This is a genomic window from Cyanobacteria bacterium FACHB-DQ100, from assembly GCA_014695195.1.
Classification (GTDB): Bacteria; Cyanobacteriota; Cyanobacteriia; order Leptolyngbyales; family Leptolyngbyaceae; genus Leptolyngbya.
The window spans coordinates 79,930-101,211 of the sequence record JACJNW010000041.1; the positions used below are offsets into that span (position 1 = coordinate 79,930).

Sequence of the window (21,282 nt, forward strand, 5' to 3'; positions counted from 1 at the left end):
TAGTTGAGGGCTGGTATGAGGTCTTTTTATAGAGGAAGAATTCTCTTCTTTGTATGATGCGCTACAATCAGCACTAAGCAATACAAGTAAGAATAAATAAAAAAGCCAACTTCGCTAAAAGCTGGCTTCGGATTAACCTGTTGTCGTTTCACATTGGAGAAAACCCTTCTGCGCGTTTCCCAAACTTGCAGGGGTTTCATAGAGTAATAATCCCTATCTGTTGAACATTGTAACAACATACACAAATCTTTTGTCACGAATCTTTATGACCTCCTGACATATTTCTAACTAATGGCAGATTTAGCTGAGCAAAAGATTAACTGATGGGTTGAGCGATCGCCACAATTTCTCTACCTTGCTGTGGTTGTCCCCAAATGACCCGCTCCTGTTTGTAGATCACGGTTCCAGGCTTTGCGCCTTTGGGTTTGTAAACGTTTTTTGGCTCGGTGTAAACGACAGGAACTTGCTCACTTTGACGGGCACGACTGTAGTAGGCGGCTAAATTTGCGGTGAACTGGAGATCTTTTTCGTCGGCGATCGCTCCTGGTTCCAGTCGCAGTAGAACATGACTGCCCGGAATCTCCTGAGTATGGAACCACAAATCATATTCGGTCGCGGTTCGGAACGTGAGCTGATCGTTCTGTCGGTTGTTGCGTCCGATCAGCAGTTCAAACCCGCTAGGCGTTGTGTAGCGGTGCGGCTGGATTTCGGAGTCTTGCTGGGCGACGGCTTTACGATATTCGGAGCCTTCGAGGTAGCCTTCTTGAACCAGTTCATCGCGGATTTCTTCCAGTCCTTTCAGGTCGTCTGGGGTTTCGTATTTTTCAAACTGAGCGATCGCGGTTTCGATCTCTTCTAAATAAGAGATTTCTGCTTGTACGGTTTCGAGTAGGGGTTCGATCGCGGCGCGAGTTCGCTTTAATTTCTGGTGCTGCTTGTAAAGGGCTTGAGCGTTGAGAACAGCGTTTTTCTCAGGATCGAGCGGAATGGTGACAGGCTCTTCTGTCTCGAAATCAGCAAGCTCGATCGATTTCATTCCCGGTTCCCACTGGTGCAGGTTTGCCATCAGGAGATCGGCTTGCTGCTTGGCTTGATCAGCGCGATCGGAGCGATCTAATCGACTTTCAAACCCTGCCGCTTTCGTTCGCAGTTTACCGAGAACGTTGTTTAACTTTTGGGTGATTTGATGGCGAAGTTGAGTAAATTCCTGCTGGTTGAGTTGATCGCGGTAATAGCGATCGATCATTTGCTGCACGCCAATTTGATCGTGTCCCCAAACCACCGTGTAGCCCTGCGGTGTAAAGCCAGAATGGAATTGATCGGCGTCGATCGCTTTTAACCAAAACTGCCAGCACTCGAATAAGCGTTGCCATTCTGGGCCTGTGAGAGTATCGGTCGATCGATCTGGATCAAGGTCTGCTGCTTGCAACATCGATAGAACGAGCGCAGAACTTAACCCGCGATAGGACTTCACTAGATTTTTGCGAATTGCGCCCGGAACAAGACTAATGCGCGAACGCCATCGATCGATTGCTTCTGCTGAGTTTGGAGCCGGATCGAGTCGAGGGGGGGGAAGTTCATACGGTTGACCCGTTTGAATTGGGCGCACACTTGACTGATTAGAACTGACCTGATGCGCTGCGGTGACGATCGCGTTGTCTTGATTGACTAAAATTGCGTTGCTATATTGCCCCATGACTTCGAGATACAGATGCCACAAGGCAGGCTCGCCCGGACGATGGGCAAACTGAAGATCAATCGCTCTTTCCCAGGGTGAGACAGGCTCGATCGCAACGAGTGCTAATCCGCCTAACTGATGGCGTAACTGCTGACTAAAGGTGAAGGTATCTGGATCGCGTGGGGGCGGATCGCTGGAGTGAATTCGGGCGGCTTGGGGATGCCAAGACAACGTGAGCCAGCCGCGTTTTTTTAGGGTTCGTAAGGCTAATAGAACGGTGTAGCGATCACGCTGATAGGCTTGCTCAAATCGGGCGGGGAGCCATTGCGATCGTAGTTCTGCACAAATCGCCATCAGCGTTGTGTAATCAACTGGCTGCATTCTTTCACCTCTTCACTTCTCTCTATATTCGCAACTCTGGAGTTGAATGCGGGGGTTTAGGCACAAATTAGAGGGCGCAATCATCGATAATCATGAAATTGCGTGTTTGCCTCACTCGCTATCTAATGATTTTTTTCTTCCTGATTTTTCTGCTGCTGCGGCTTATCTTCTGGTTTACAGCGTTTCCAAATCCAGATGAGGCTTATTATTGGCTGTGGGGACAGCATTTAGATTGGTCTTATTATGATCATCCGCCTTTAGAAGCTTGGGTACAAGGCGTTTTTGCAACAATTTTTGGACGATCGACGTTTACGCTCAGGTTGCCAAATCTGTTCAGCAGCATTGCCTTCTTCTACACTTACTATTTAATTGTACGGTATCTCCACAAAGATTTGGATATTCGAGCTGTGGTGCTGTTTGTATTGGCATCGCCGCTCTATTTTATATTTCTAGGGTTTGCGTGGCACGATCATCTACTGATTACGTTTTCGTTAATTTCGGCATACTTATTTATCCGATTTCTCGATCGCTATCTTGCGGATGGACGCGGAGAAACTTGGCGATTGTATGGAAGCGCGATCGCGCTTTCGTTGGCGATACTTTCTAAATATAATGCGGTGTTTGTTGCGGTTGGTTTTTTCGCGACGTTGATTACCAATGCTCGATTGCGTTCGCTGTTTCGCGATCGACGACTTTATATTGCAATTGCGATCGCGTCAACTGCTCTGATTCCAATTTTGATTTGGAATTTTTCTAATGATTTTCAATCATTTCAATATTATGTTCAGCGTAGTGTAAATCCTGTTATTCCTGGAATTAAGATTGGTTCGTTTCTTGGATTTACTTTAGTTTCGTTTTTTGTAATTTCGCCTTTTTGCTGGATTGGGTTTTATCGCTTGTTGAAAACTCGCTTACCTGTTAATTCGATTTATCCGATCGTTGCATTTTGGGTATTTGCGATCTCATCGATCGTACTGACGATCATTTCTCTAATCTCAGCAGCATTGTATTACTGGAACATTACAGCCTATTTACTGCTATTTCCTTTGCTGCCGTTTGTACTCAAGAGACCAAACGCTCACGCCATCTATGGATTGATTATTTCAACGTTGCTAGTCATTCACTATACGGTGTTACCGCTTTCGGCGTTGATTAGCAAAGACGTTGATCCAGATTCGCGAATGTTGTTTGGTTGGCGAGAAGTTGCAGCGATCGTTCAGTCTGAATCTCAAGCGCTAAGCAATCCACTATTGATGACTTCTGACTATCGCTCTGCGTCAGCATTAGCTTATGAATTGAACAATCGGAATGTGATTGCAGTGAGCGATCGGATTGATCAGTTTGATTTTTGGTATCGCGACTCGAAACCTTTGCAGGGTAAAGATGCGGTGATTGTTTCGGATGATTGGTATCCGGCGGAATTGATGGTACTCTCGAAGTTCGATCGAACCTCCGAACCTGTGACTGTTTCAGTGAAGCGCTTCGGAGTTTGGATTAAAAACTACTACGTTCGCAAAGGTTATAACTTTAAGCCCTGATGGATTGTATTCACTTAACTGAAATTCGCGGCTATGGCTACACGGGCGCACTGCCAGAAGAACAGGTTTTAGGGCAGTGGTTTGAGGTGGATTTAACGCTTTGGTTGGATTTGGCAACGGCGGGGGAGAGCGATCGACTAACCAATACTTTGAACTATTGCGATGCGATCGAAGTGACTCAGAGATTGATCAAAACATCGCGATTCAATTTGTTAGAGAAATTAGCCACTGAAATTGCACAAGCGGTCTTGCAATTTGATCAAGTCGCTCAAGTGCAAGTGAAGTTGACGAAACCTGCGGCTCCGATACCGGATTTTGGGGGGAAGATTACGATCGAGATTGTGAGAAAGAAGCGATGAGGGATTAAGATCGGACTGACCCCTAAGGCTTTCTCGTTCAATGAGCATTCAAGCGAAAGACTATCCCTTTGCTCAGGAATTTATCACGGATGCAGAAGGGCAAATTCGTAAGGTAGTGATCGATATTGCAGATTATCAAAAGTTGCTTGAAGTGCTAGAAGACGAAGGATTGTATCGCGCCATGATAGAAGCACAGCAGGAAATTCCCTTAAGTTTAGAGGAAGCACGCAGGGAAATGGCAGCAGAGTGAAGGTTGAATACTTGCCTAAGTTTCTGAAGGATTTGAAGGCGCTTAGAAGTAGTCCTGTGTTTGAGGCGATCGATTCTCTGGTGTTGGAGCAGATTCCGAATCTTGAAAGTTTTGATGAAATAGTAATCTGAGCAGACTCAAAGGATCTGACGATCGTTTCGGATTCGTGTCGGAGATTATCGCATCGGCTTATTTTTTGATGGGGAAACAGTGACGTTTGCGCGTGTATTGCATCGCAGCAACATTTACCGATATTTTCCTTAACCTAGCGCGATCGCATTTCAGGTTTTGGCAGGACTGCGATCGATTGCCCAAGCGCCAGCGATTTTTTCGCCACGCTTTTCTTTTTCGGCAAGTTCGAGGGTGATGCTTGACTGTTTTACCGCAAATCCTTCTACTTAACTCGCACTTCTAATCGCGATCGTGTTCCTGCTCTCCCAACTTAATTTCTCAATTCCAAAATTGATTTTTCAACTCCAAAATTGATTTCTCTAAAACCAGGTTTATTTCTCTAAAACAAAGATTGATTTCTTGATTCCTAGATTGATTTCTTGATTCCTAGATTGATTGCTTGACTCCCAAACTGATTTCTCTAAAATCAGATTTGTTTCTCTAAAACAAAGATGGGAATTCGAGTTCCTGTACCAATTTTCGCTTTATCGGGAATATTAAAGCTGCTATTCCAACCACACTAAAAAAGGAGAAAATGAATGGCAGGTGTCGATACGAGTAAGCGTCTACGAGATGCTGTGATTCAAGACGACGTAAAAGCCCTTCAAGGAGCCAAAGGCTTTAAAGATTACATTGCACTTCGCCCCGAAGCGAAAATTTCAACGCTATGTGATCTCGAAGAAAAGATGCGACTAGCACAAGAAGCCGAAATTCAGGCAAAAGCCTTATACCGGAGCGCCAGTGATGCTGCCCAGAAGCTTGAATGGGAATTTCACAATGCAGTCCTCAGCATGAAGAAATCAGTCCTAGCTCAATATGGCGCAGATGCAAATGAAATCGAAGCCATCGGCTACACCAGAAAATCAGACCGCAAGCGCCCACAGCGTCAAACTGCGGCTACCGCTACGCTCAAAAGATCCTAATTGAAAAGCGCGATCGCGCCCCCCGATCGTTTCATCTTGCACAATTGCACTCTCTCACGCTTCAACCAGTAGAGTTCTTTGTCTTTCCAATCTCACAGCGCTGCACAAAACGCTTGAATTCGCGTCCAGATACGATCGACCAAATCCCCCGCATCCGAGTCAAACCATTCAATCTCCGGCACTGCCCGAAACCAAGTTCGCTGCCGCTTTGCAAACTGCCGCGTATGCAACACTGTTAACTGCTCCGCCTCGCCGAGCGAAATCTCACCGCGTAAATACTGCCGCATCTCTGCATAACCCAAAGTATTTAACAGCGGCAACGCTTCACCATATTTTTTACACAACGTTTCGACTTCGGTGACAAATCCCATTTCAATCATCTGTCCGGTGCGTTTCGCGATCCGTTGCTCCAATCGATCGCTCTCCAATCCAATCTGCAAAATCGGAAACTTCGGCGGCTCTTCCCCCTGCTGCTCAGAAATCGGGCGACCCGTCACATAAAAGACTTCCAACGCTCTCAACGTCCGCACCTGATCATTGGCATGAATTCGACTTGCCGCGATCGCATCGACTTGCTGCAACATCGCATACAGCGTTTTTTGCCCTAACTGCTCAAGCTGCGATCGTAATTCTGGTTGCGGCGCAACTCTGGGAATTTTCATGCCGCGTGCGATCGCTTTAATATATAGACCCGTTCCACCAACGAGAAATTGCAGACCACCTCGATTCAAAATCTCTCGCGCCTGCATTTGATAATCCGCCACAGTGAGCGTCTCAATCGGATCGCAAATATCAATCAAATAATGTGGCACTCGATTTTGCTCTTGCAGCGTCGGTTTTGCCGTTCCAATGGTAAACTCTCGGTACACTTGCCGCGAATCTGCGCTGAGAACGATCGACTCTAAGCGTTCGGCAAGTTCGATCGCGACTCCTGATTTCCCCGTTGCCGTGGCTCCAGCAATTATAATAAGTACAGGCGTATTGTTAAATATTCTTGATTCATTCTGAAAATTTTGAGTCAAAATAGACCGATCCATCCCACTTTCAAAATTCGCCTGAAATCGCGCTCAAACCGCTTATAAGGCTTTTGTGCTATAATTTTGGAAGAATTTGCCTTCTCAAGTTCAGTTTGCTCTTCAGCTTGATTTTATCCCGCACTTCTGCTACACCTCGCCCTAAAGAACGCTTCCTATGACGACAAACTACGATGCCCAACAGATCCAAGTCCTCGAAGGTCTTGAAGCCGTGCGGAAACGTCCCGGTATGTATATCGGCAGCACTGGCCCTCGTGGATTGCATCACCTTGTTTACGAGGTTGTTGACAACTCGGTCGATGAAGCACTCGCGGGCTATTGCAAAACGATCGACATCTCCATCAATGCCGATGGCTCCGTCAGCGTCACTGACGACGGACGCGGCATCCCAACTGGAATCGTTGCCAAAACTGGCAAGTCCGGTCTGGAAACTGTGCTGACAATTTTACACGCTGGCGGTAAGTTTGGCGGCGGCGGCTACAAGGTTTCTGGCGGTCTACATGGGGTCGGCGTTTCTGTCGTGAACGCGCTTTCAGAATGGGTCGAAGTCACCGTCTGGCGCGACAAGAAAGTTCACCTCCAGCGATTCGAGCGGGGTGCCGCAGTCGGTGAGATGAAGGTGGAACCATATCCCCAATCCCGAACAGGAACATCCGTGACATTTTTGCCGGATGCCACAATCTTTACTGAGACAACGAAGTTTGATTACACCACGCTTTCTGGACGCTTGCGAGAATTGGCGTACTTGAATGGCGGAGTCAAGATTACATTTAGCGATCGTCGTCCCGATTCCGAACGTGAAGAAACTTACTTCTACGAAGGTGGGATTCGGGAATACGTGAGCTACATGAACCGCGAGAAGCAACCGCTTCATGAAGAAGTGATCTTCGTTCAAGGTGAACGCAGCAACATTCAAGTTGAAGTAGCACTGCAATGGTGTGTAGATGCTTATACCGATAACATTATCGGATTTGCAAACAATATCCGCACCGTGGACGGTGGAACGCACCTAGAGGGATTAAAAGCAGTTCTAACGCGAACGCTAAATTCGATCGCCCGCAAACGCAACAAAATCAAAGAAAACGAATCCAACCTTGCAGGCGAGAACATCCGAGAAGGCTTAACGGCTGTGATTTCGGTAAAAGTTCCCGACCCAGAATTCGAGGGACAAACTAAGACAAAGTTAGGCAATACTGAAGTTCGCGGAATTGTCGATTCTCTGGTCGGTGAGGTGCTAACCGAGTATCTCGAATTTCGTCCGGGTGTGTGCGATGCCATCATCGAAAAAGCGGTGCAGGCGTTCAAAGCGGCAGAAGCGGCGCGTCATGCACGAGAAATGGTACGCCGTAAGTCGGTACTAGAGTCTTCCACGCTGCCCGGAAAGCTAGCAGATTGTGCCACACGCGATCCGAGTGAGTCAGAAATCTACATCGTAGAAGGGGATTCTGCGGGTGGAAGCGCCAAGCAAGGACGAGATCGACGGTTCCAAGCAATCTTGCCTTTACGCGGTAAGATTCTCAACATCGAGAAAACCGACGATGCCAAGATCTACAAGAATACTGAGATTCAAGCCCTGATCACGGCGTTAGGTTTGGGAATCAAAGGCGAGGAATTTGATGTCTCTCAGTTGCGTTATCACCGCATCATCATCATGACCGACGCGGACGTAGACGGAGCGCACATTAGAACTTTGTTGCTGACCTTCTTCTATCGTTATCAGCGCATGATGGTGGATCAAGGTTATGTTTACATTGCTTGTCCTCCGTTGTACAAAGTCGAGCGCGGACGCAATCATTACTACTGCTATAGTGAGCGCGATCTACAAGAACGCTTGTCGAGCTTCCCAGACAATGCCAGCTATCACATTCAGCGCTTCAAAGGGTTGGGTGAAATGATGCCGCAACAGCTTTGGGATACCACGATGAATCCCGAAAGTCGCACACTGAAGCGAGTCGAAATCGAAGATGCTGCCGAAGCCGATCGCATCTTTACGGTGCTGATGGGCGATCGTGTGGCTCCTCGCCGTGAGTTCATCGAAACCTACGGATCGAAGATGAATCTAACCGACCTCGATATCTAAACTCGATATCTAAAAAAACAGCAGACAGCAACTATCCTTACTGGCATCGGTTGCTGTCTGCTGTTTTAAGGTAGTGCGCGTTATCCAGAAGCTTTCAAGCTAGTACCTAGAATTAATCCGACGGAAGTCATGCAAAGGGAGAAGACATCGCAACGCTCGTAGCCAAGCGTTCTAAGCGAACATCTGACTCAAACACCATCTCTTCGGGTTTGTAGCGCATTGTGATCTTGTTGCCGCTTACTTTTAATACAGTCGAAAACTTGACCGATCGCTGATCAGGAATGGTAAAAAGCCGATCTTTTCCTCTCGATAACTCTCGCATAAACACATCAAGTTCTTTTTCGCGATTAGATGGACGTCGATAAAACGACTGCAACCGCCGCCACAGTTTAGGAAAGATCGGAGGCAATTCTGCAAGGTTAGGCGGAACATCAACTTGAAATCCCTCGGTTGAGCGATCGGCAGACCAGAGTCCTCGCTTTGCGGCTCGTGCCTTCTGAGTTGCAGCTACCATCTCATCGCGCAACTCCTTATAAAGCGTGTCATAAAACATCGGGTAGACATGACCCTCTTGGAGCAATCGATAATTGACGCTTTGACGCAGCAAGTCCGCGTCAAGTTCATTCCCTCTGCCGTCGTTGTCCCAATCTGGCGGATCGCCCGTAAAGACAAAACAAACAGGTCGTCCATTGCCATCCGCATTTCTAGATAGAATATATCCGGGCAATCCAGATTTATCGCCGCCGAGTAACTTGATATTCTGTTTCGTTGCGTCTGAAGAGAAGGGTCGAATCGCCGCTTTTTCGAGGGCATCAATTGCCTCGTATCGAAGCTGAACTTGCCCGCCACCCTTGAATTCGACTCTCCCCTCTAGCTTGTCAAATAATGTATCGTCCTCTGCCTGAAACCGAACCGAGTCGCCATCAGGCTCGCCACTGGTCGGATCAAACGTTCCTCTAATTAATACAAATGGCATAATCTTGACCTCATTGTTGAAGGTTCGATCGTTCAAGAAGGAATACAATCAGAGCGCATCTGATTTCGTGTAAAAAGCTTGAATGAATTGCACATCAAAGCAGTCACTTCTCAAGGCATCGATCCTAACAAGATACAGGCTGTCTGCTAGATGCGATCGTCGTCTGCCTAACAGTAAATCGCATCTAGCAGAGCAACTACGCCTCGACTAATTGATTCTCCTGCCGCAAACAAGCCTCAATGAATGGATCAATCTCTCCATTCATCACATCTTGTACCGCAGTTGTTTCTACATTGGTTCGCAGATCTTTCACCATCTGATACGGATGGAACACATAGTTGCGAATCTGCATTCCCCAAGCTGCCTCGACCATATCGCCCCTGATTTCAGCAATTTCTTTGGCGCGTTGTTCCTCGGCAATAATTAACAACTTGGCTTTAAGAATAGCCAGGGCTTTTTCTTTGTTTTGAAGCTGCGATCGCTCCTCAGTACAGCGCACCGCTAAACCCGTCGGTTTATGCACAATTCGCACCGCCGTTTCCACTTTGTTGACGTTTTGCCCCCCTTTACCGCCAGCGCGTGAAGTGGTGATTTCCAAGTCTTTCTCCGGAATGTCCAGTTGCACCGACAAATCAATCATCGGCATCACTTCCACTCCAGCAAAGCTGGTTTGCCGTTTATCGTTCGCGTTAAACGGGGAAATTCTCACTAAGCGGTGAGTGCCTTTCTCCATCTTGAGATAGCCGTAAGCATATCGCCCATCAATTTCAAGCGTCGCAGATTTGATTCCAGCTTCGTCGCCTTCGGACATTTCCATCAGGTGAACTTTGTAGCCATGCGCTTCGCCCCAGCGGGTATACATTCGCAGCAGCATTTCTGCCCAATCCTGAGCATCCGTTCCACCTGCACCTGCATTGATCGTTAGAACTGCGCCCTTGGTGTCGTAAGTTCCAGACAGCATCTGCTGGAGTTCCCACTGATCTAGATCGCGCTTTAGCTGATCGGTCTTGGCTTCGGCTTCTTCGAGCAGAGATTGATCAGATTCAAGTTCGAGAAGTTCGATCGTCGCTTCCGCATCTTCAAGATCTGATTTCCAGCGATCGAACTGTTCGAGGTGCGATTTGTATTCGTTTAATTCTTGTAGCGTGCTTTGGGCATTGGTTTGATCGTCCCAAAAATCAGGTTGAGACGCGACTTGTTCTAGGTCTTGAATTTTGGCGGTCAGGGCAGGAACGTCAAAGATAGTCCTGGGTTTTACCCAGGCGCGACGTGAGCAATTCGACATCCCGTTTGAGCGAGGCAGTATCCATACCGTTTGACACTAAGACAGCATTCTCGATTGTAGCGATTGGGGCGCAGATTCAACCGTCTTTCTCAGCAAAGTCGAGGCGATCGCTAACAATTGCTCTGGCTCGATCGGTTTCGCTAAATGTGCCTGAAAGCCTGCATTGATCGCGTGTTTCTGAGCAGTTTCACCCGCATAAGCCGTCAGCGCGATCGCAGGCAGCGCCATTGAGTGCGATCGAACTCGTCTGAGCAATTCATATCCGTCTAGCTCTGGCATTCCAATATCGCTCACCAGGAGATCAATTTTCAGGCTGCTCAATTTCTGCAGCGCTTCGGTCGCAGAAGTGGCAACGAAAACTGAGGCTCCTGCTGTTTCTAGCACGAAGGCGGCTAAGGCGTTGGAATCGCGATCGTCATCCACAACCAGAATGCGATAACCTTGCAGCGATTGCCCGATCGGATCTAGGGATGGCTCTGCGGAATTGACCACGCGATTGACGACAGGCAATTTCGCCGTAAAGGTTGCGCCTTGTCCTTCCCCTGCACTGTAAGCACTCACACTTCCACCATGTAATTCAGTCAAATACCGCACGATCGCTAAGCCTAATCCCAAGCCCCCAAACGATCGAGTCGAGGAGCCATCTTCCTGACGGAAATAGTCAAACACATACGGCAGAAACCTCGACTGAATGCCTTTTCCAGTGTCGCGCACTTGAATCTGAGCAAAGCCTTCTGACTCGGTGAGCGAGACAACGATCAAACCTTCTGCCGGAGTGAACTTTACGGCATTTGAAAGCAGATTCCAGACAATTTGCTGAAGTCGTCTAGCATCGCCGATCACAGGTTTTGCCGCATCAATCCGAGTTTCAATCTTCAAAGATTTTGCATCGGCTGCCAGTTGAACCGTTTCGATCGCAGCAGAAATTATCTCGCTTAGATCGACGGGTTCTTGCGCTAGATGCAGTTTTCCTTGCAAAATGCGCGACACATCGAGCAGATCGCCGATTAATTGGGTTTGCAGTTTGGCGTTACGTTCGATCGTTTCGAGCGCCTTTTGCGTTTGCGTTGCGTTACATTTACCCGATCGCAGCAAACTTACCCAGCCCAAAATCGGATTCAGGGGCGTTCGCAGTTCGTGAGATAACACCGCCAGAAATTCATCTTTGAGGCGATTCGCGCGGTCTGCTTCTTGGCGGGCAAGCTGTTCTTTCAGCAAAATTCGATCGCGCTCTTGTTCGAGCCGGACGCGCTTGGAAATATCCATCACCATGCCGCTCACTCGGGTCAATCTCCCGGACGCATCACCCTGAACCGTGCCTCGGTCTTCGACCCAAAGCATCCCTTGATTATCCGGACGAATTAACCGAAAGCGTGACACATAGTTTCCGCCATCCTGAGTGACAGCCGCTTTGAGAGCTGCAAGATGCTTGGGCAGATCTCCGGGATGAATCAGTGATCGCACCATTTGGCTTGTAGAAATCAAATTCTCAGGCGCAATGCCTAAAATCTCAGTGGCATTGTTCGATTGCACCACTTCATCGGTTTGAGCATCCCAAGACCACGCCACCATGCGACCCGCTGAAAGTGCACCTTTCAAGCGTTCTTCGCTTTGTCTCAGGGCAATCTCCGTTTGCTTTTGCTCAGTAATGTCTGAGATGAACGCCGAAATGCCTGCGGGGGTTGGATAAACCCGATGTTGGAACCAGCGATTCCAAGCCGGGTAGAAAAACTCAAATTCTGCGACCTCCTGATCTCGCATCGCTTGGCGGTAGCAATGATACAGTTCACTCCCCACCAGATCCGGGAACATCTCCCAAATACAGCGACCGAGAAAGGCATCTTGGGTCAAGCCAGTGAGATCCAGTGAGGCTTGGTTGTTGTACACATAGCGCCAGTCTTGATCGAGAACAATAAACCCATCTCGAATGCTTTGCAGAATGGTTTCAACTTGAGCCTGTGCAACTTCGGCTTGCGATCGCAGCAATCGTTCGCGATCGGTCGTTTCTTGCCGTAAGCGCGACAGTCGCAGCGCGGATTCCACTCGCGCCATCAGTTCCCGCGCCGAAAAGGGTTTAACTAAATAATCATCGGCTCCGGCTCCCAAGCCTTCGACGCGAGCTTCTTCACCTGCCCGTGCCGACAGCAGAATGATTGGAATATCCTGCGTTTCGGGGTGCGATCGCAATTCTCGTAGCAGTCCGAAGCCGTCTAAGTTCGGCATCATCACGTCACTCAGAATCAGATCAGGTGCAGAGCGGCGAATCCGATTGAGCGCGTCTCTGCCATCGATCGCGGTTTCAACCGAATAAAACTGAGTCAGTAAGCCTTTTAGATAGTCTCTGAGATCCGCATTGTCATCGACAACGAGAACGCGAACAGAACAACTCGAAGCCTCAGATTCAGAAATCGCAAAGCCATCATCTTCAATCTCGGTTTCGATAGTCCAGCGCAATGCTTCCTGCACAAACGCATCAACTCGAACAGGGGTGGATTGGGGAGGTTGATCTTCAACTTGTTCTTTGGGTAAATGAGCATAACCCAATGGGATCTCCACCGTAAAGGTTGTCCCGATACCCACTTGACTCGCTACCGAGATCGTCCCTCCATGCTGATCGACTAACTCTTTCACTAGCGCCAGTCCAATTCCTGAACCTTCATAACTGCGCGATCGCGTTCCACTCACCCGATGAAATCGCTCAAACAATTGTGGCAATGCTTCTGGGGAAATTCCTACACCCGTATCGCGAACGCTGAATACAATAGATTCACCCACGCGACGCAGCGACACTTCAATCTCACCCTCAAACGTAAACTTGAATGCGTTTGAGATCAGATTGAGGACAATCTTTTCCCACATTTCCCGATCGACATACACCCGATCCTCACCTTCGCAATTGATGGTAAACCGCAGTCCGCCGCGCTCGATCGTGGTGCGAAACACACTCGCTAATTCTGCGGTAAATGTGGAGAGTTCGATCGGTCGATACACCGCTTGCACTCGTCCTGCCTCAATGCGTGAGAAGTCAAGCAGTGTATTCACCAGTTTCAATAGTCTTAAGCCATTTCGATGCACCGTTTCTAATTGCGATCGATGTTCCCCTGAACTGGTGGTCAACACTTCCTCAAGCGGGTTCAACATCAAGGTCAAGGGGGTGCGAAACTCATGAGACACATTGCTGAAAAACTCGGTTTTGGCGCGATCGAGTTCGGCTAACGCTTCGGCTCGTTTTCGCTCCAATTCATACGAATCGGCATTGGCGATCGCGGTTTCGATATGCCCCGCTGCCATGCGGAAGAAATTACGGTAATCGTTATCGCATCGCCGCCCCGGATTAATTCCAACCACCAACAGCCCACTGAGAACTTTTTGCCCCGATGCCCACAGCGGTAAAACGATCGCCTGCTGAAGCGGAGTGGCTAACACTCCCACCGGAATCGCTTCAAATTGTTCCGCTAAATTCTCAATCCATTGCGGCTGACGCTGATTGATTACCGTGTCTAGCTGCCAGAACGAATCAGACTGAGCATCGATCGGCAGCGGAGGGGCTGTTTCTGTCTGCGCTTGTAGCACGGCACCCCCAGCCTCGATCGTGTAAATCGCAGCAAAGGGAATGTCCGCTAGATTATTTCCCAAAGTGTCGATTGTCGCTTGGCAAGCTTGAGCGATCGTTCTTGCTTTTCCTGCTTGTGCTGCTAAATCTCGCAGTGTTGCCAGTCGGCGTTCCCCGATTACGCGCTCAGTCGTCTCTGCAACCGCCGTAAACACGCCTTCGACCGCGCCTGCTTCAGACAAAATCGGGCTGTAAGAGTAGGTATAGTAAGCTTCTTCTAGATAGTCGGAGCGCAAAATTGGGATGAGCAAATCATCTGCCCAGGTTGCAATTCCCGTCTCTAATACGCTGTATAACTGCGGCCCAACAATATGCCAATTCTCAGAAAAAATGTCTTCTCCTGGACTCCCCAACGCTTTCGGGTGTCGATTTCCCAGCACTGCTCGCCAAGCATCGTTGTAGAGCAAAATTAATTCTGTGCCCCACCAAATCACCATCGGGAAGCGGGAGTTTAAACAAATACTCACCGCTGTCCGTAGATTTGACGACCACTGCTCGATCTCACCTAATGGGGTTTCTGCCCAGTTGTGCGATCGCATCAACTGCGCCATCTGGGTTTTTCCCGGAAAAATTCGAGCAGACAACTCAGAGCAAGATTCGGGGATCATCGTCGCTTTAACCTCTGTCCGCCTAGATCTCATGCTGACGATCCTCAGACGAATGATCGGCGGCGCGAATGTACCGGACTCTGATTATTATCCAAACAACGGTAGATCCCCCAAATCCGTCATAAGAGCGATTCTGAATTGAAAATAAAATTCGTAGAAAATACTTCTTGCCTGCTCTCCCGATTACAGAGTTTTTGGCTTAATCCCTCACACTGCAAATTTTTGCGATCGTCGCTCCGAAGTCATCCCCCGATCCCGTGTATTACCTCTGATAGCGCGATCGCCTGATTGCCGGTTTAATCAGGTTTCGGTGGAGCTAAATTCTAGCCCTGTCACGATCCCACTCTAGAAACCATAGAGATAGGATCAGGGATAGCTTGGAACCCTTCGAGTATGCGCTTCCGTCATGAATAAAAAACTCTATTCTCTTATGCGCTCTCCCCTAAAGCTGATCTCCTCGATCGCCCTAATTAGCGCCCTGTCGTTGATGACTGGTATCCCCCTGCTACAAGCCTCTGCCGCCCCCATACGCGCCACCACTGAACTGCTTGATTATGCCTACCCCAAGTCGCTGAATTGGCGAGTCCGGCGCGACCTCGCTCGACGCATCGGCATTCCAGCTAAAGATCTGCGCGTTACCGAAGCCCAGCGCCAAACCTGGAAAGATGGCTGTCTCGAACTGTCTGCCCCCGATGAGTTTTGTACTCAGCAATTAGTCGAAGGGTGGCGGATTGTGGTCGCGCATAGACAGCAACAATGGGTGTACCACACGGATGCTCAAGGACAATCGCTACGGCTAGAGTCGGGCGATCGTCCCCTGCCGCGCAACGTCATTTTTCGATCGCAGTCTTCCGGGGGATTTGCCGGACAGAATTATGAAACCGTGCTGTTCACAGATGGTAGGATGCAGCAGAAGATCACCTTCGTAGGGGGTAAAAATGCCCCTGTTCGTACTTGGCGCGTTTCGCCTGAGAAAGTTCAGCAGTTTCGTCAACTCCTAGAGCGCGAACAGTTTCAAAGCTTTAATCACAAAACTTATCCTGCCACCGCCGGAGCGGCTGACTTTTTTGTGGTGCGACTGAGTAGCCCGATGGGAACCGTCGAATACGCCGATGTCGCGCAAGACAAACTACCGCGATCGCTCAAAACCATCATTCAAGCCTGGAATTTATTACGGTAGAAGGATAGATTGAGCTTTTGTTAGTTTTCCTGGGGCTTCCGGGTACGTTTCCTAAAGACTTTTACACGGGATTCCGAGGAGTTGCATGAGGCGGGAATTGAACCCCAAGCTCAAGCTGTTAATCGTCGACGATGAGCCAGATAATCTCGACTTGCTTTACCGTACCTTCCGACGGAATTTCGAGGTGATTCGGGCAAAAAGCGCGATCGAGGCGCTCAAAGTTCTAGACCAGCAGGGCGAAGTCGCGATTATTATCTCAGATCAGCGAATGCCCGAAATGCTGGGGACTGAATTTCTCAGCCGTACCGCCGATCGCTTCCCCGATACGATCCGGATTGTACTGACAGGATATACCGATGTAGAGGATCTCGTTGATGCCATTAATTCGGGCAAAGTGTTCAAGTACATCACCAAGCCCTGGAAGCCTCAGCAACTTCAAGTCGTCGTCGAGCAAGCCGCAGAAACCTACCGCGTTCTCAAGCAGCGCACTGCCGATCTGCGCCGCGCGCTCCGTCGAGAATCTTCGTTTAATGCCATCACTACCGCCATCCGCGAATCCCTTGACTATCAAAACATGCTGCAAACGATCGTCGAAACGATCGGAATCACATTTGAAGCAACCTGCTGTATTTTGCATCCGGTTGAAGGCGATGTGTTTCGAGCGCACTCGGCAATGTACTGCACTGAGTATGTTGCCTATGACACCTGCCACGACGATCGCGGCTCCAAACTGGTGCAAGAGGTCTTTCGCGATCGAGCTGTACGGCTCGAAGACGAGAATTCGCCCCATCTCGTCTTACCGCTGGCTTATCAGCAGGAACTACTAGCGATTTTGTCGCTGCACCGAGCGATCGCAAAACCGATGTGGTCGAGCGAAGACATCGAACTGATTCAAGTCGTGGCAGAGCAAGCTGCCCTAGCGATTTCCCAAGCGCGGCTCTATCGCCGCACCCAACAGCAAGCTGAGCAAATTCGCGCCGAGTTAGCCGTTGCCCGTCAGATTCAAACGAACCTACTCCGGCAGACCTTACCAAGCTCAGACAAGCTAAAAGTGCAAGCCTGTTGCCACCCTGCCCGCGAGGTAGGAGGCGACTTTTTCGAGGTCTATCAGCATCCCCAAGGCGACCTGTGGTTAGCCGTGGGCGATGTTTCTGGCAAAGGCGTTCCTGCTGCTCTATTTATGGCAAGCGCCATTTCAGTGCTGCGGCGAGAACTGTCTCAGGAACCCCCCCCTGATCCTGATCAAGTGATGCGAAATTTGAATAGTATTCTTTCAGAAGATTTAATGGGAACAAATTGTTTCATCACAATGGTTTTAGCCAGATACACGCCTGGTACTCATCAGCTTGTCTACGCCAATGCGGGACATATCTACCCCGTGGTTTGGTCAAAGCGGACGATCGCATCAAATTGCGATCCAACTTATCTCAAAGTGCGAGGTGTCCCTCTGGGAATTTTACCAGACTGGAAAGCCGCCGCAGGACAGTTAACGCTAACGAGTGGCGAAGTGCTGTTGCTTACCAGTGACGGCATTACCGAAGCCACAATCCGATCGGACGATCCATCGAACCCCTCGATCGCGTCAGCCGGTGCAATGCTGTGCCAAACCGGACTTTGGAAGTTACTCCAACAAGCCGGAGAGCGCCTGGATCTCAAGCAGCTTCTAGCCCAAGTTCAAGCTCACAACTCAATTCAAGAAGACGACCAAACGATTCTCTCCCTGGAGGTTTTGTGACCATGCGAACTGAGCTTCATGTTCCAAGCGACTTAAAGTTTTTAGGGGTGGTTGAGCGGTGGCTGCTCGATACCTTGGAAGCTGAGATTGGCAATCAGGTAGATTGGTCGCGCCAGTCGAGTCGGCTTCGGTTGGCGCTCGTTGAAGCCTACTCGAACGTTGTGAGACACGCACACTACAACCGACCTGATCTGCCTGTGATTTTGCGTTTGGAGTTGAAGGGGCGGGATTTGGCGATCGAGATTTGGGATCACGGACAGGGGTATGACCTCTCGACTTATCTTGCACCCTCGCCCGAAGCGATGCAGGAGCATGGCTATGGCTGGCTGATTCTAAATCGGCTGATGGATCGAGTGGAATATCAGCTACAGGTGAATGGTCGCAACTGTTTGAGGCTGCAAGCAAATTTGATGGAAGACCATTCGACCCAGCACTCTCATTGTTCTTGAGGCAGTTGAAGGTCGATTTCTCCTTTGGTCGTAAACAGCGATTTCAGCACTTGGCGTACCGATCGGCTCCCCGCTTCATGCACCCAAATCAGCGGAATCAGTGCCGTAAACCTGACAACCGTAGATAACGCAAACAGTCCAGGCAGCCCCCCATACTGTACCAACTGAGCCAGAAATCCGCCTGCGGTCGTTCCCAAGGCACCACTCACTCCGGCGATCGCGGCTGCGAGTGCAAAATAAGTCGATTGATTCCGAACCGGGGCAATGCCCAGTTGAATATTGTTGTTGCAGAGGTCGATCGCTGCCCAAGTGCCCCCGCCGAGGATGTGCAGCAGCGGCAGCCACACCCAGAGCGATAACGCATCGGTTCCCGTCCCCAGCCAGAAGATCGGGGTCAACGCTACCAAAACACCAACGGTCAGCAGCAAAAATCGATTTCCCACACGATCGGCAAGTTTACCCCAGACGATCAGCATTAATAAGTTTGCTGCTGAAGAAAGACTGCTATAGATCGTCACCCAACTGACATCTAGCCCCAAGTTATCAAGCAGGTACAGGTTGAAAAACGGCGCACTCAGATTGACCGCAAACATCCAGGCGCTGAAGTAAATCAGAAATCGCACGAAGTTGGAGTCTTGCAGCACAGACGCGATCGGCGTTTCTGTGGATGTAGGTAAGGCTTTCTGCTGCTCTTGTGGATTCACGTCTTTCATAAACCACTGAAATCCGAGACTGATTAATCCCGCCACGATCCCAATTAGCAGAACGATGCCATAACCAACGATCGAACCTGCGCCAAACCGTGACACCACAAACCCTGCTAGCGGTACACAGAGCAAGCAGGTTAAATTCGCAGCACTATTCCGAATGCTGAAATACCGTCCGCGCAGCTTTTTCGGCACTAACGCCGCCAGCCAAGACACCCAAGCAGCACCGCCCAGCGCTCCCAGAAAGTGCGTAACCGTGAGAATTGCAAGCGTCCACAGCACCATTGCATCCTCAGTAATTTTGCCCCAGTGGAAGGCGGCGATCGCGACAAGCAAGAGCAGCCAAATCAGGCGCGATGGTGTATAGATGGCGAGACAGTAATGGTGGCGGCTGCGAGCGCGATCGCCTAGAATTGCCCCGATCGGCTGAATCAAGTTCGCCATCATTGGAATCGAGGCTGAGAGTCCAATTTCAACCGGACTGGCGTGAAGTTCCACCAGAAAGTTACTTAACAGAACGCCGCCTGCAATGTTAGAGAAAATGGTCGCAAACACGCCATCGATCGTCGAAGCGCGGAGGCTCGTTCGGATTTCGGCTTTGGAGAACTTCGATTCGGGCTGAGCCGCAAGCGAAAACACAGGCTCACTGCCTGTAATTGGCTCAGGGGATTCGATAATGTGGGTAGGAGAAGGTGTAATTGGCGCTAAATCCACTGCTGACCTCGTACAATCCATAACCTGCGTCGGGGCATACAAAACCTATCTCGACTATGATGTCACCTAATGTCTGATTGATCGTTCGAGAAAAATCGGGGGCGATCGTGTCAGAACATAACTTTCGTATAAGTATTTGTTACATCATCTAAAAAATACTCTGCCTCTAGGGACACATTTATGAATCCTGTAGATTTAGCTTTTACATCAGCGCTCGAACAAGCGCGTCTGATTCGGACAAAAGAGATCTCTCCAGTTGAACTCACGCAGCTTTACCTCGATCGCATCGCACAGCTTGATCCCCAGTTGGGCAGCTTCTACACCGTGACCGCAGAAGGCGCGATCGCCGATGCTCGATCCAAAGCTGAGCGCCTGTCAGAGCCAGAGTTACCGCCTTTTTTCGGAGTGCCGATCGGCATTAAGGATCTCAATCCAGTCGAGGGAGTTCCGTGTTCATATGGCTTGAAAGTTGCGCGGAACCAGATTGCAATGCAGGACGATCTCGTCGTCACCAGGCTCAAACAAGCAGGATTCATCATTCTAGGGAAGACTGCAACTTCTCAGCTTGCTTCCTTTCCTTACACTGAAGCGCCCGGATTTCCCCCCGCTCGCAATCCTTGGAATTTGGAGTATACGCCGGGTGGCTCAAGCGGTGGGTCGTCTGCGGCAGTTGCGGCGGGGCTTTGTGCGATCGCTCAGGGCAGCGATGGGGGTGGCTCAGTGCGAGGCCCGGCGGCGTGTTGTGGATTAGTTGGACTCAAACCTTCACGGGGTCGAATTTCGATGGCTCCGATCGGTGAGGCGCTCGGTGGATTTGCGGTGAATGGAGCTTTAGCGCACACGGTTGCAGATGCTGCCGCATTTTTGGATGTGACAGCCGGGTATGTCACAGGTGATCCATATTGGCTGCCTGATCCTGAGACTTCTTTTCTGGAGGCGACCCAGCGGCAACTTGAGCCGTTACGAATTGGATTAGTCGCTGAGATTGAGCCAATCGGTAAGGCTGATTCAACTTGTGTGCAAGCGGTCGAAAAAATCGCGCATCTGCTTGAAGCAATGGGGCATACGATCGAGCCTCTAACTCTCGATTTTGGCGAAATGATTGAGCCGTTTACGCTGATTTGGCGGACTCAGACGGATGTTGGAGTTCCGCCATTTCTATTAGAGAAGGTCAATCGCTGGCTGTGGTGGCGGGCGAAGTTCACGTCTGCGGGACGGTATGCGAAATCGCGCCAACAGCTTCAAATTTTTGCTCGTAAAGTGGTGGAATTGTGCGATCGCTTTGATGTACTACTGACTCCAACTTATATGTACCCGACCATCCGAGTTGGAGAATGGGCAAAGTTGAGTCCGGCAAGCACAATCGATCAAATCATCCGGTGGATTGCGCCTTGTCCCGCGTTTAACGTCACGGGTCAACCGGGCATTAGTATTCCAGCTGGATTTGATTCAAATGGAGTACCGATCGGGGTTCAGCTTGTGGGACGACCCGCAGATGAGGCGACAATTTTAGCCTTAGCTGCACAAATCGAGCAGGTACAGCCTTGGATCGGAATTCGACCTGCAATGGCGCAAATGTAATACCAATTTGATTCGTGATT

At 49.5% G+C, this 21,282-nt stretch carries 15 protein-coding genes; 9 read left to right on the plus strand and 6 right to left on the minus strand.

Going from position 1 to position 21,282, the window contains the following annotated elements; all coding sequences use genetic code 11:
- Window positions 1–316 precede the first annotated feature (316 nt).
- Window positions 317–2,059, minus strand: a complete 1,743-nt coding sequence (locus H6F51_24110) for an NFACT family protein (GenBank protein ID MBD1825556.1) — start codon at window positions 2,057–2,059, stop codon at window positions 317–319.
- A 125-nt stretch (window positions 2,060–2,184) separates the two neighbouring features.
- Here H6F51_24110 and H6F51_24115 point away from each other — a divergent pair, with 125 nt between their 5' ends.
- From H6F51_24115 to H6F51_24130, 4 genes are all read left to right on the plus strand, one after another.
- Window positions 2,185–3,597, plus strand: coding sequence for a glycosyltransferase family 39 protein (locus H6F51_24115; GenBank protein ID MBD1825557.1), 1,413 nt, complete (start codon window positions 2,185–2,187; stop codon window positions 3,595–3,597).
- Entirely contained in the window at window positions 3,597–3,956 is a 360-nt protein-coding gene (folB, locus tag H6F51_24120) for a dihydroneopterin aldolase (protein ID MBD1825558.1), read from the plus strand. The genes H6F51_24115 and folB overlap by 1 nt, the downstream gene beginning before the upstream one ends.
- 46 nt (window positions 3,957–4,002) lie before the next feature.
- A complete protein-coding gene (locus H6F51_24125) occupies window positions 4,003–4,206 on the plus strand; it encodes a hypothetical protein (GenBank protein MBD1825559.1) in 204 nt (67 codons plus the stop codon).
- Between the two features lie 710 nt (window positions 4,207–4,916).
- Window positions 4,917–5,300: a hypothetical protein gene (locus H6F51_24130; protein MBD1825560.1), complete on the plus strand. Its 384-nt coding sequence runs from the start codon at window positions 4,917–4,919 to the stop codon at window positions 5,298–5,300.
- 92 nt (window positions 5,301–5,392) lie between these two features.
- On the opposite strand, the gene miaA is transcribed toward H6F51_24130, so the two are convergent.
- Window positions 5,393–6,337 carry a tRNA (adenosine(37)-N6)-dimethylallyltransferase MiaA gene (gene miaA / locus H6F51_24135; GenBank protein MBD1825561.1) on the minus strand — a complete coding sequence of 315 codons (945 nt, stop codon included), beginning with the start codon at window positions 6,335–6,337 and terminating at the stop codon, window positions 5,393–5,395.
- A gap of 154 nt (window positions 6,338–6,491) precedes the next feature.
- Between miaA and gyrB the strand changes: the two genes are divergently transcribed.
- The gene (gene gyrB / locus H6F51_24140) at window positions 6,492–8,414 is read left to right on the plus strand and encodes a DNA topoisomerase (ATP-hydrolyzing) subunit B (GenBank protein ID MBD1825562.1); all 1,923 of its coding nucleotides are present in this window, start codon (window positions 6,492–6,494) and stop codon (window positions 8,412–8,414) included.
- A 127-nt stretch (window positions 8,415–8,541) separates the two neighbouring features.
- Here gyrB and H6F51_24145 read toward each other — a convergent pair whose 3' ends face one another.
- The 3 genes from H6F51_24145 to H6F51_24155 form a co-directional block, all read right to left on the minus strand.
- Entirely contained in the window at window positions 8,542–9,390 is an 849-nt protein-coding gene (locus tag H6F51_24145) for a thermonuclease family protein (GenBank protein MBD1825563.1), read from the minus strand.
- A 196-nt stretch (window positions 9,391–9,586) separates the two neighbouring features.
- A protein-coding gene (prfB, locus tag H6F51_24150; protein ID MBD1825564.1) for a peptide chain release factor 2 occupies window positions 9,587–10,700 on the minus strand; the annotation gives its coding sequence in 2 pieces (ribosomal slippage) (window positions 9,587–10,627 and window positions 10,629–10,700; 1,113 coding nt in all).
- A gap of 11 nt (window positions 10,701–10,711) precedes the next feature.
- Window positions 10,712–14,896: a response regulator gene (locus H6F51_24155; protein ID MBD1825565.1), complete on the minus strand. Its 4,185-nt coding sequence runs from the start codon at window positions 14,894–14,896 to the stop codon at window positions 10,712–10,714.
- Window positions 14,897–15,326: 430 nt separating this feature from the next.
- Between H6F51_24155 and H6F51_24160 the strand changes: the two genes are divergently transcribed.
- The 3 genes from H6F51_24160 (at window position 15,327) to H6F51_24170 (ending at window position 18,260) form a co-directional block, all read left to right on the plus strand.
- On the plus strand, window positions 15,327–16,076 hold the full coding sequence (locus tag H6F51_24160; GenBank protein MBD1825566.1) for a hypothetical protein: 750 nt from the start codon (window positions 15,327–15,329) through the stop codon (window positions 16,074–16,076).
- Between the two features lie 85 nt (window positions 16,077–16,161).
- The gene (locus H6F51_24165) at window positions 16,162–17,811 is read left to right on the plus strand and encodes a SpoIIE family protein phosphatase (GenBank protein ID MBD1825567.1); all 1,650 of its coding nucleotides are present in this window, start codon (window positions 16,162–16,164) and stop codon (window positions 17,809–17,811) included.
- Between the two features lie 2 nt (window positions 17,812–17,813).
- A complete protein-coding gene (locus H6F51_24170) occupies window positions 17,814–18,260 on the plus strand; it encodes an anti-sigma regulatory factor (GenBank protein ID MBD1825568.1) in 447 nt (148 codons plus the stop codon).
- Here the strand turns inward: H6F51_24170 and H6F51_24175 are convergent.
- Window positions 18,248–19,702, minus strand: coding sequence for an MFS transporter (locus H6F51_24175; protein ID MBD1825569.1), 1,455 nt, complete (start codon window positions 19,700–19,702; stop codon window positions 18,248–18,250). The two genes, H6F51_24170 and H6F51_24175, sit on opposite strands and share 13 nt — an antisense overlap.
- A 159-nt stretch (window positions 19,703–19,861) precedes the next feature.
- Here H6F51_24175 and H6F51_24180 point away from each other — a divergent pair, with 159 nt between their 5' ends.
- A complete protein-coding gene (locus tag H6F51_24180) occupies window positions 19,862–21,262 on the plus strand; it encodes an amidase (GenBank protein MBD1825570.1) in 1,401 nt (466 codons plus the stop codon).
- Window positions 21,263–21,282: the final 20 nt, after the last annotated feature.

Coding starts and splice junctions, on each gene's coding strand:
- H6F51_24130 (MBD1825560.1), top strand. CDS start 4,917: ATGGCAGGTGTCGATACGAGTAAGCGTCTACGAGATGCTGTGATTCAA.
- H6F51_24145 (MBD1825563.1), bottom strand. CDS start 9,390: ATGCCATTTGTATTAATTAGAGGAACGTTTGATCCGACCAGTGGCGAG.
- H6F51_24180 (MBD1825570.1), top strand. CDS start 19,862: ATGAATCCTGTAGATTTAGCTTTTACATCAGCGCTCGAACAAGCGCGT.
- H6F51_24170 (MBD1825568.1), top strand. CDS start 17,814: ATGCGAACTGAGCTTCATGTTCCAAGCGACTTAAAGTTTTTAGGGGTG.
- miaA (MBD1825561.1), bottom strand. CDS start 6,337: ATGGATCGGTCTATTTTGACTCAAAATTTTCAGAATGAATCAAGAATA.
- H6F51_24115 (MBD1825557.1), top strand. CDS start 2,185: ATGATTTTTTTCTTCCTGATTTTTCTGCTGCTGCGGCTTATCTTCTGG.
- gyrB (MBD1825562.1), top strand. CDS start 6,492: ATGACGACAAACTACGATGCCCAACAGATCCAAGTCCTCGAAGGTCTT.
- H6F51_24110 (MBD1825556.1), bottom strand. CDS start 2,059: ATGCAGCCAGTTGATTACACAACGCTGATGGCGATTTGTGCAGAACTA.
- H6F51_24160 (MBD1825566.1), top strand. CDS start 15,327: ATGCGCTCTCCCCTAAAGCTGATCTCCTCGATCGCCCTAATTAGCGCC.
- H6F51_24175 (MBD1825569.1), bottom strand. CDS start 19,702: ATGGATTGTACGAGGTCAGCAGTGGATTTAGCGCCAATTACACCTTCT.
- H6F51_24155 (MBD1825565.1), bottom strand. CDS start 14,896: ATGATCCCCGAATCTTGCTCTGAGTTGTCTGCTCGAATTTTTCCGGGA.
- folB (MBD1825558.1), top strand. CDS start 3,597: ATGGATTGTATTCACTTAACTGAAATTCGCGGCTATGGCTACACGGGC.
- H6F51_24165 (MBD1825567.1), top strand. CDS start 16,162: ATGAGGCGGGAATTGAACCCCAAGCTCAAGCTGTTAATCGTCGACGAT.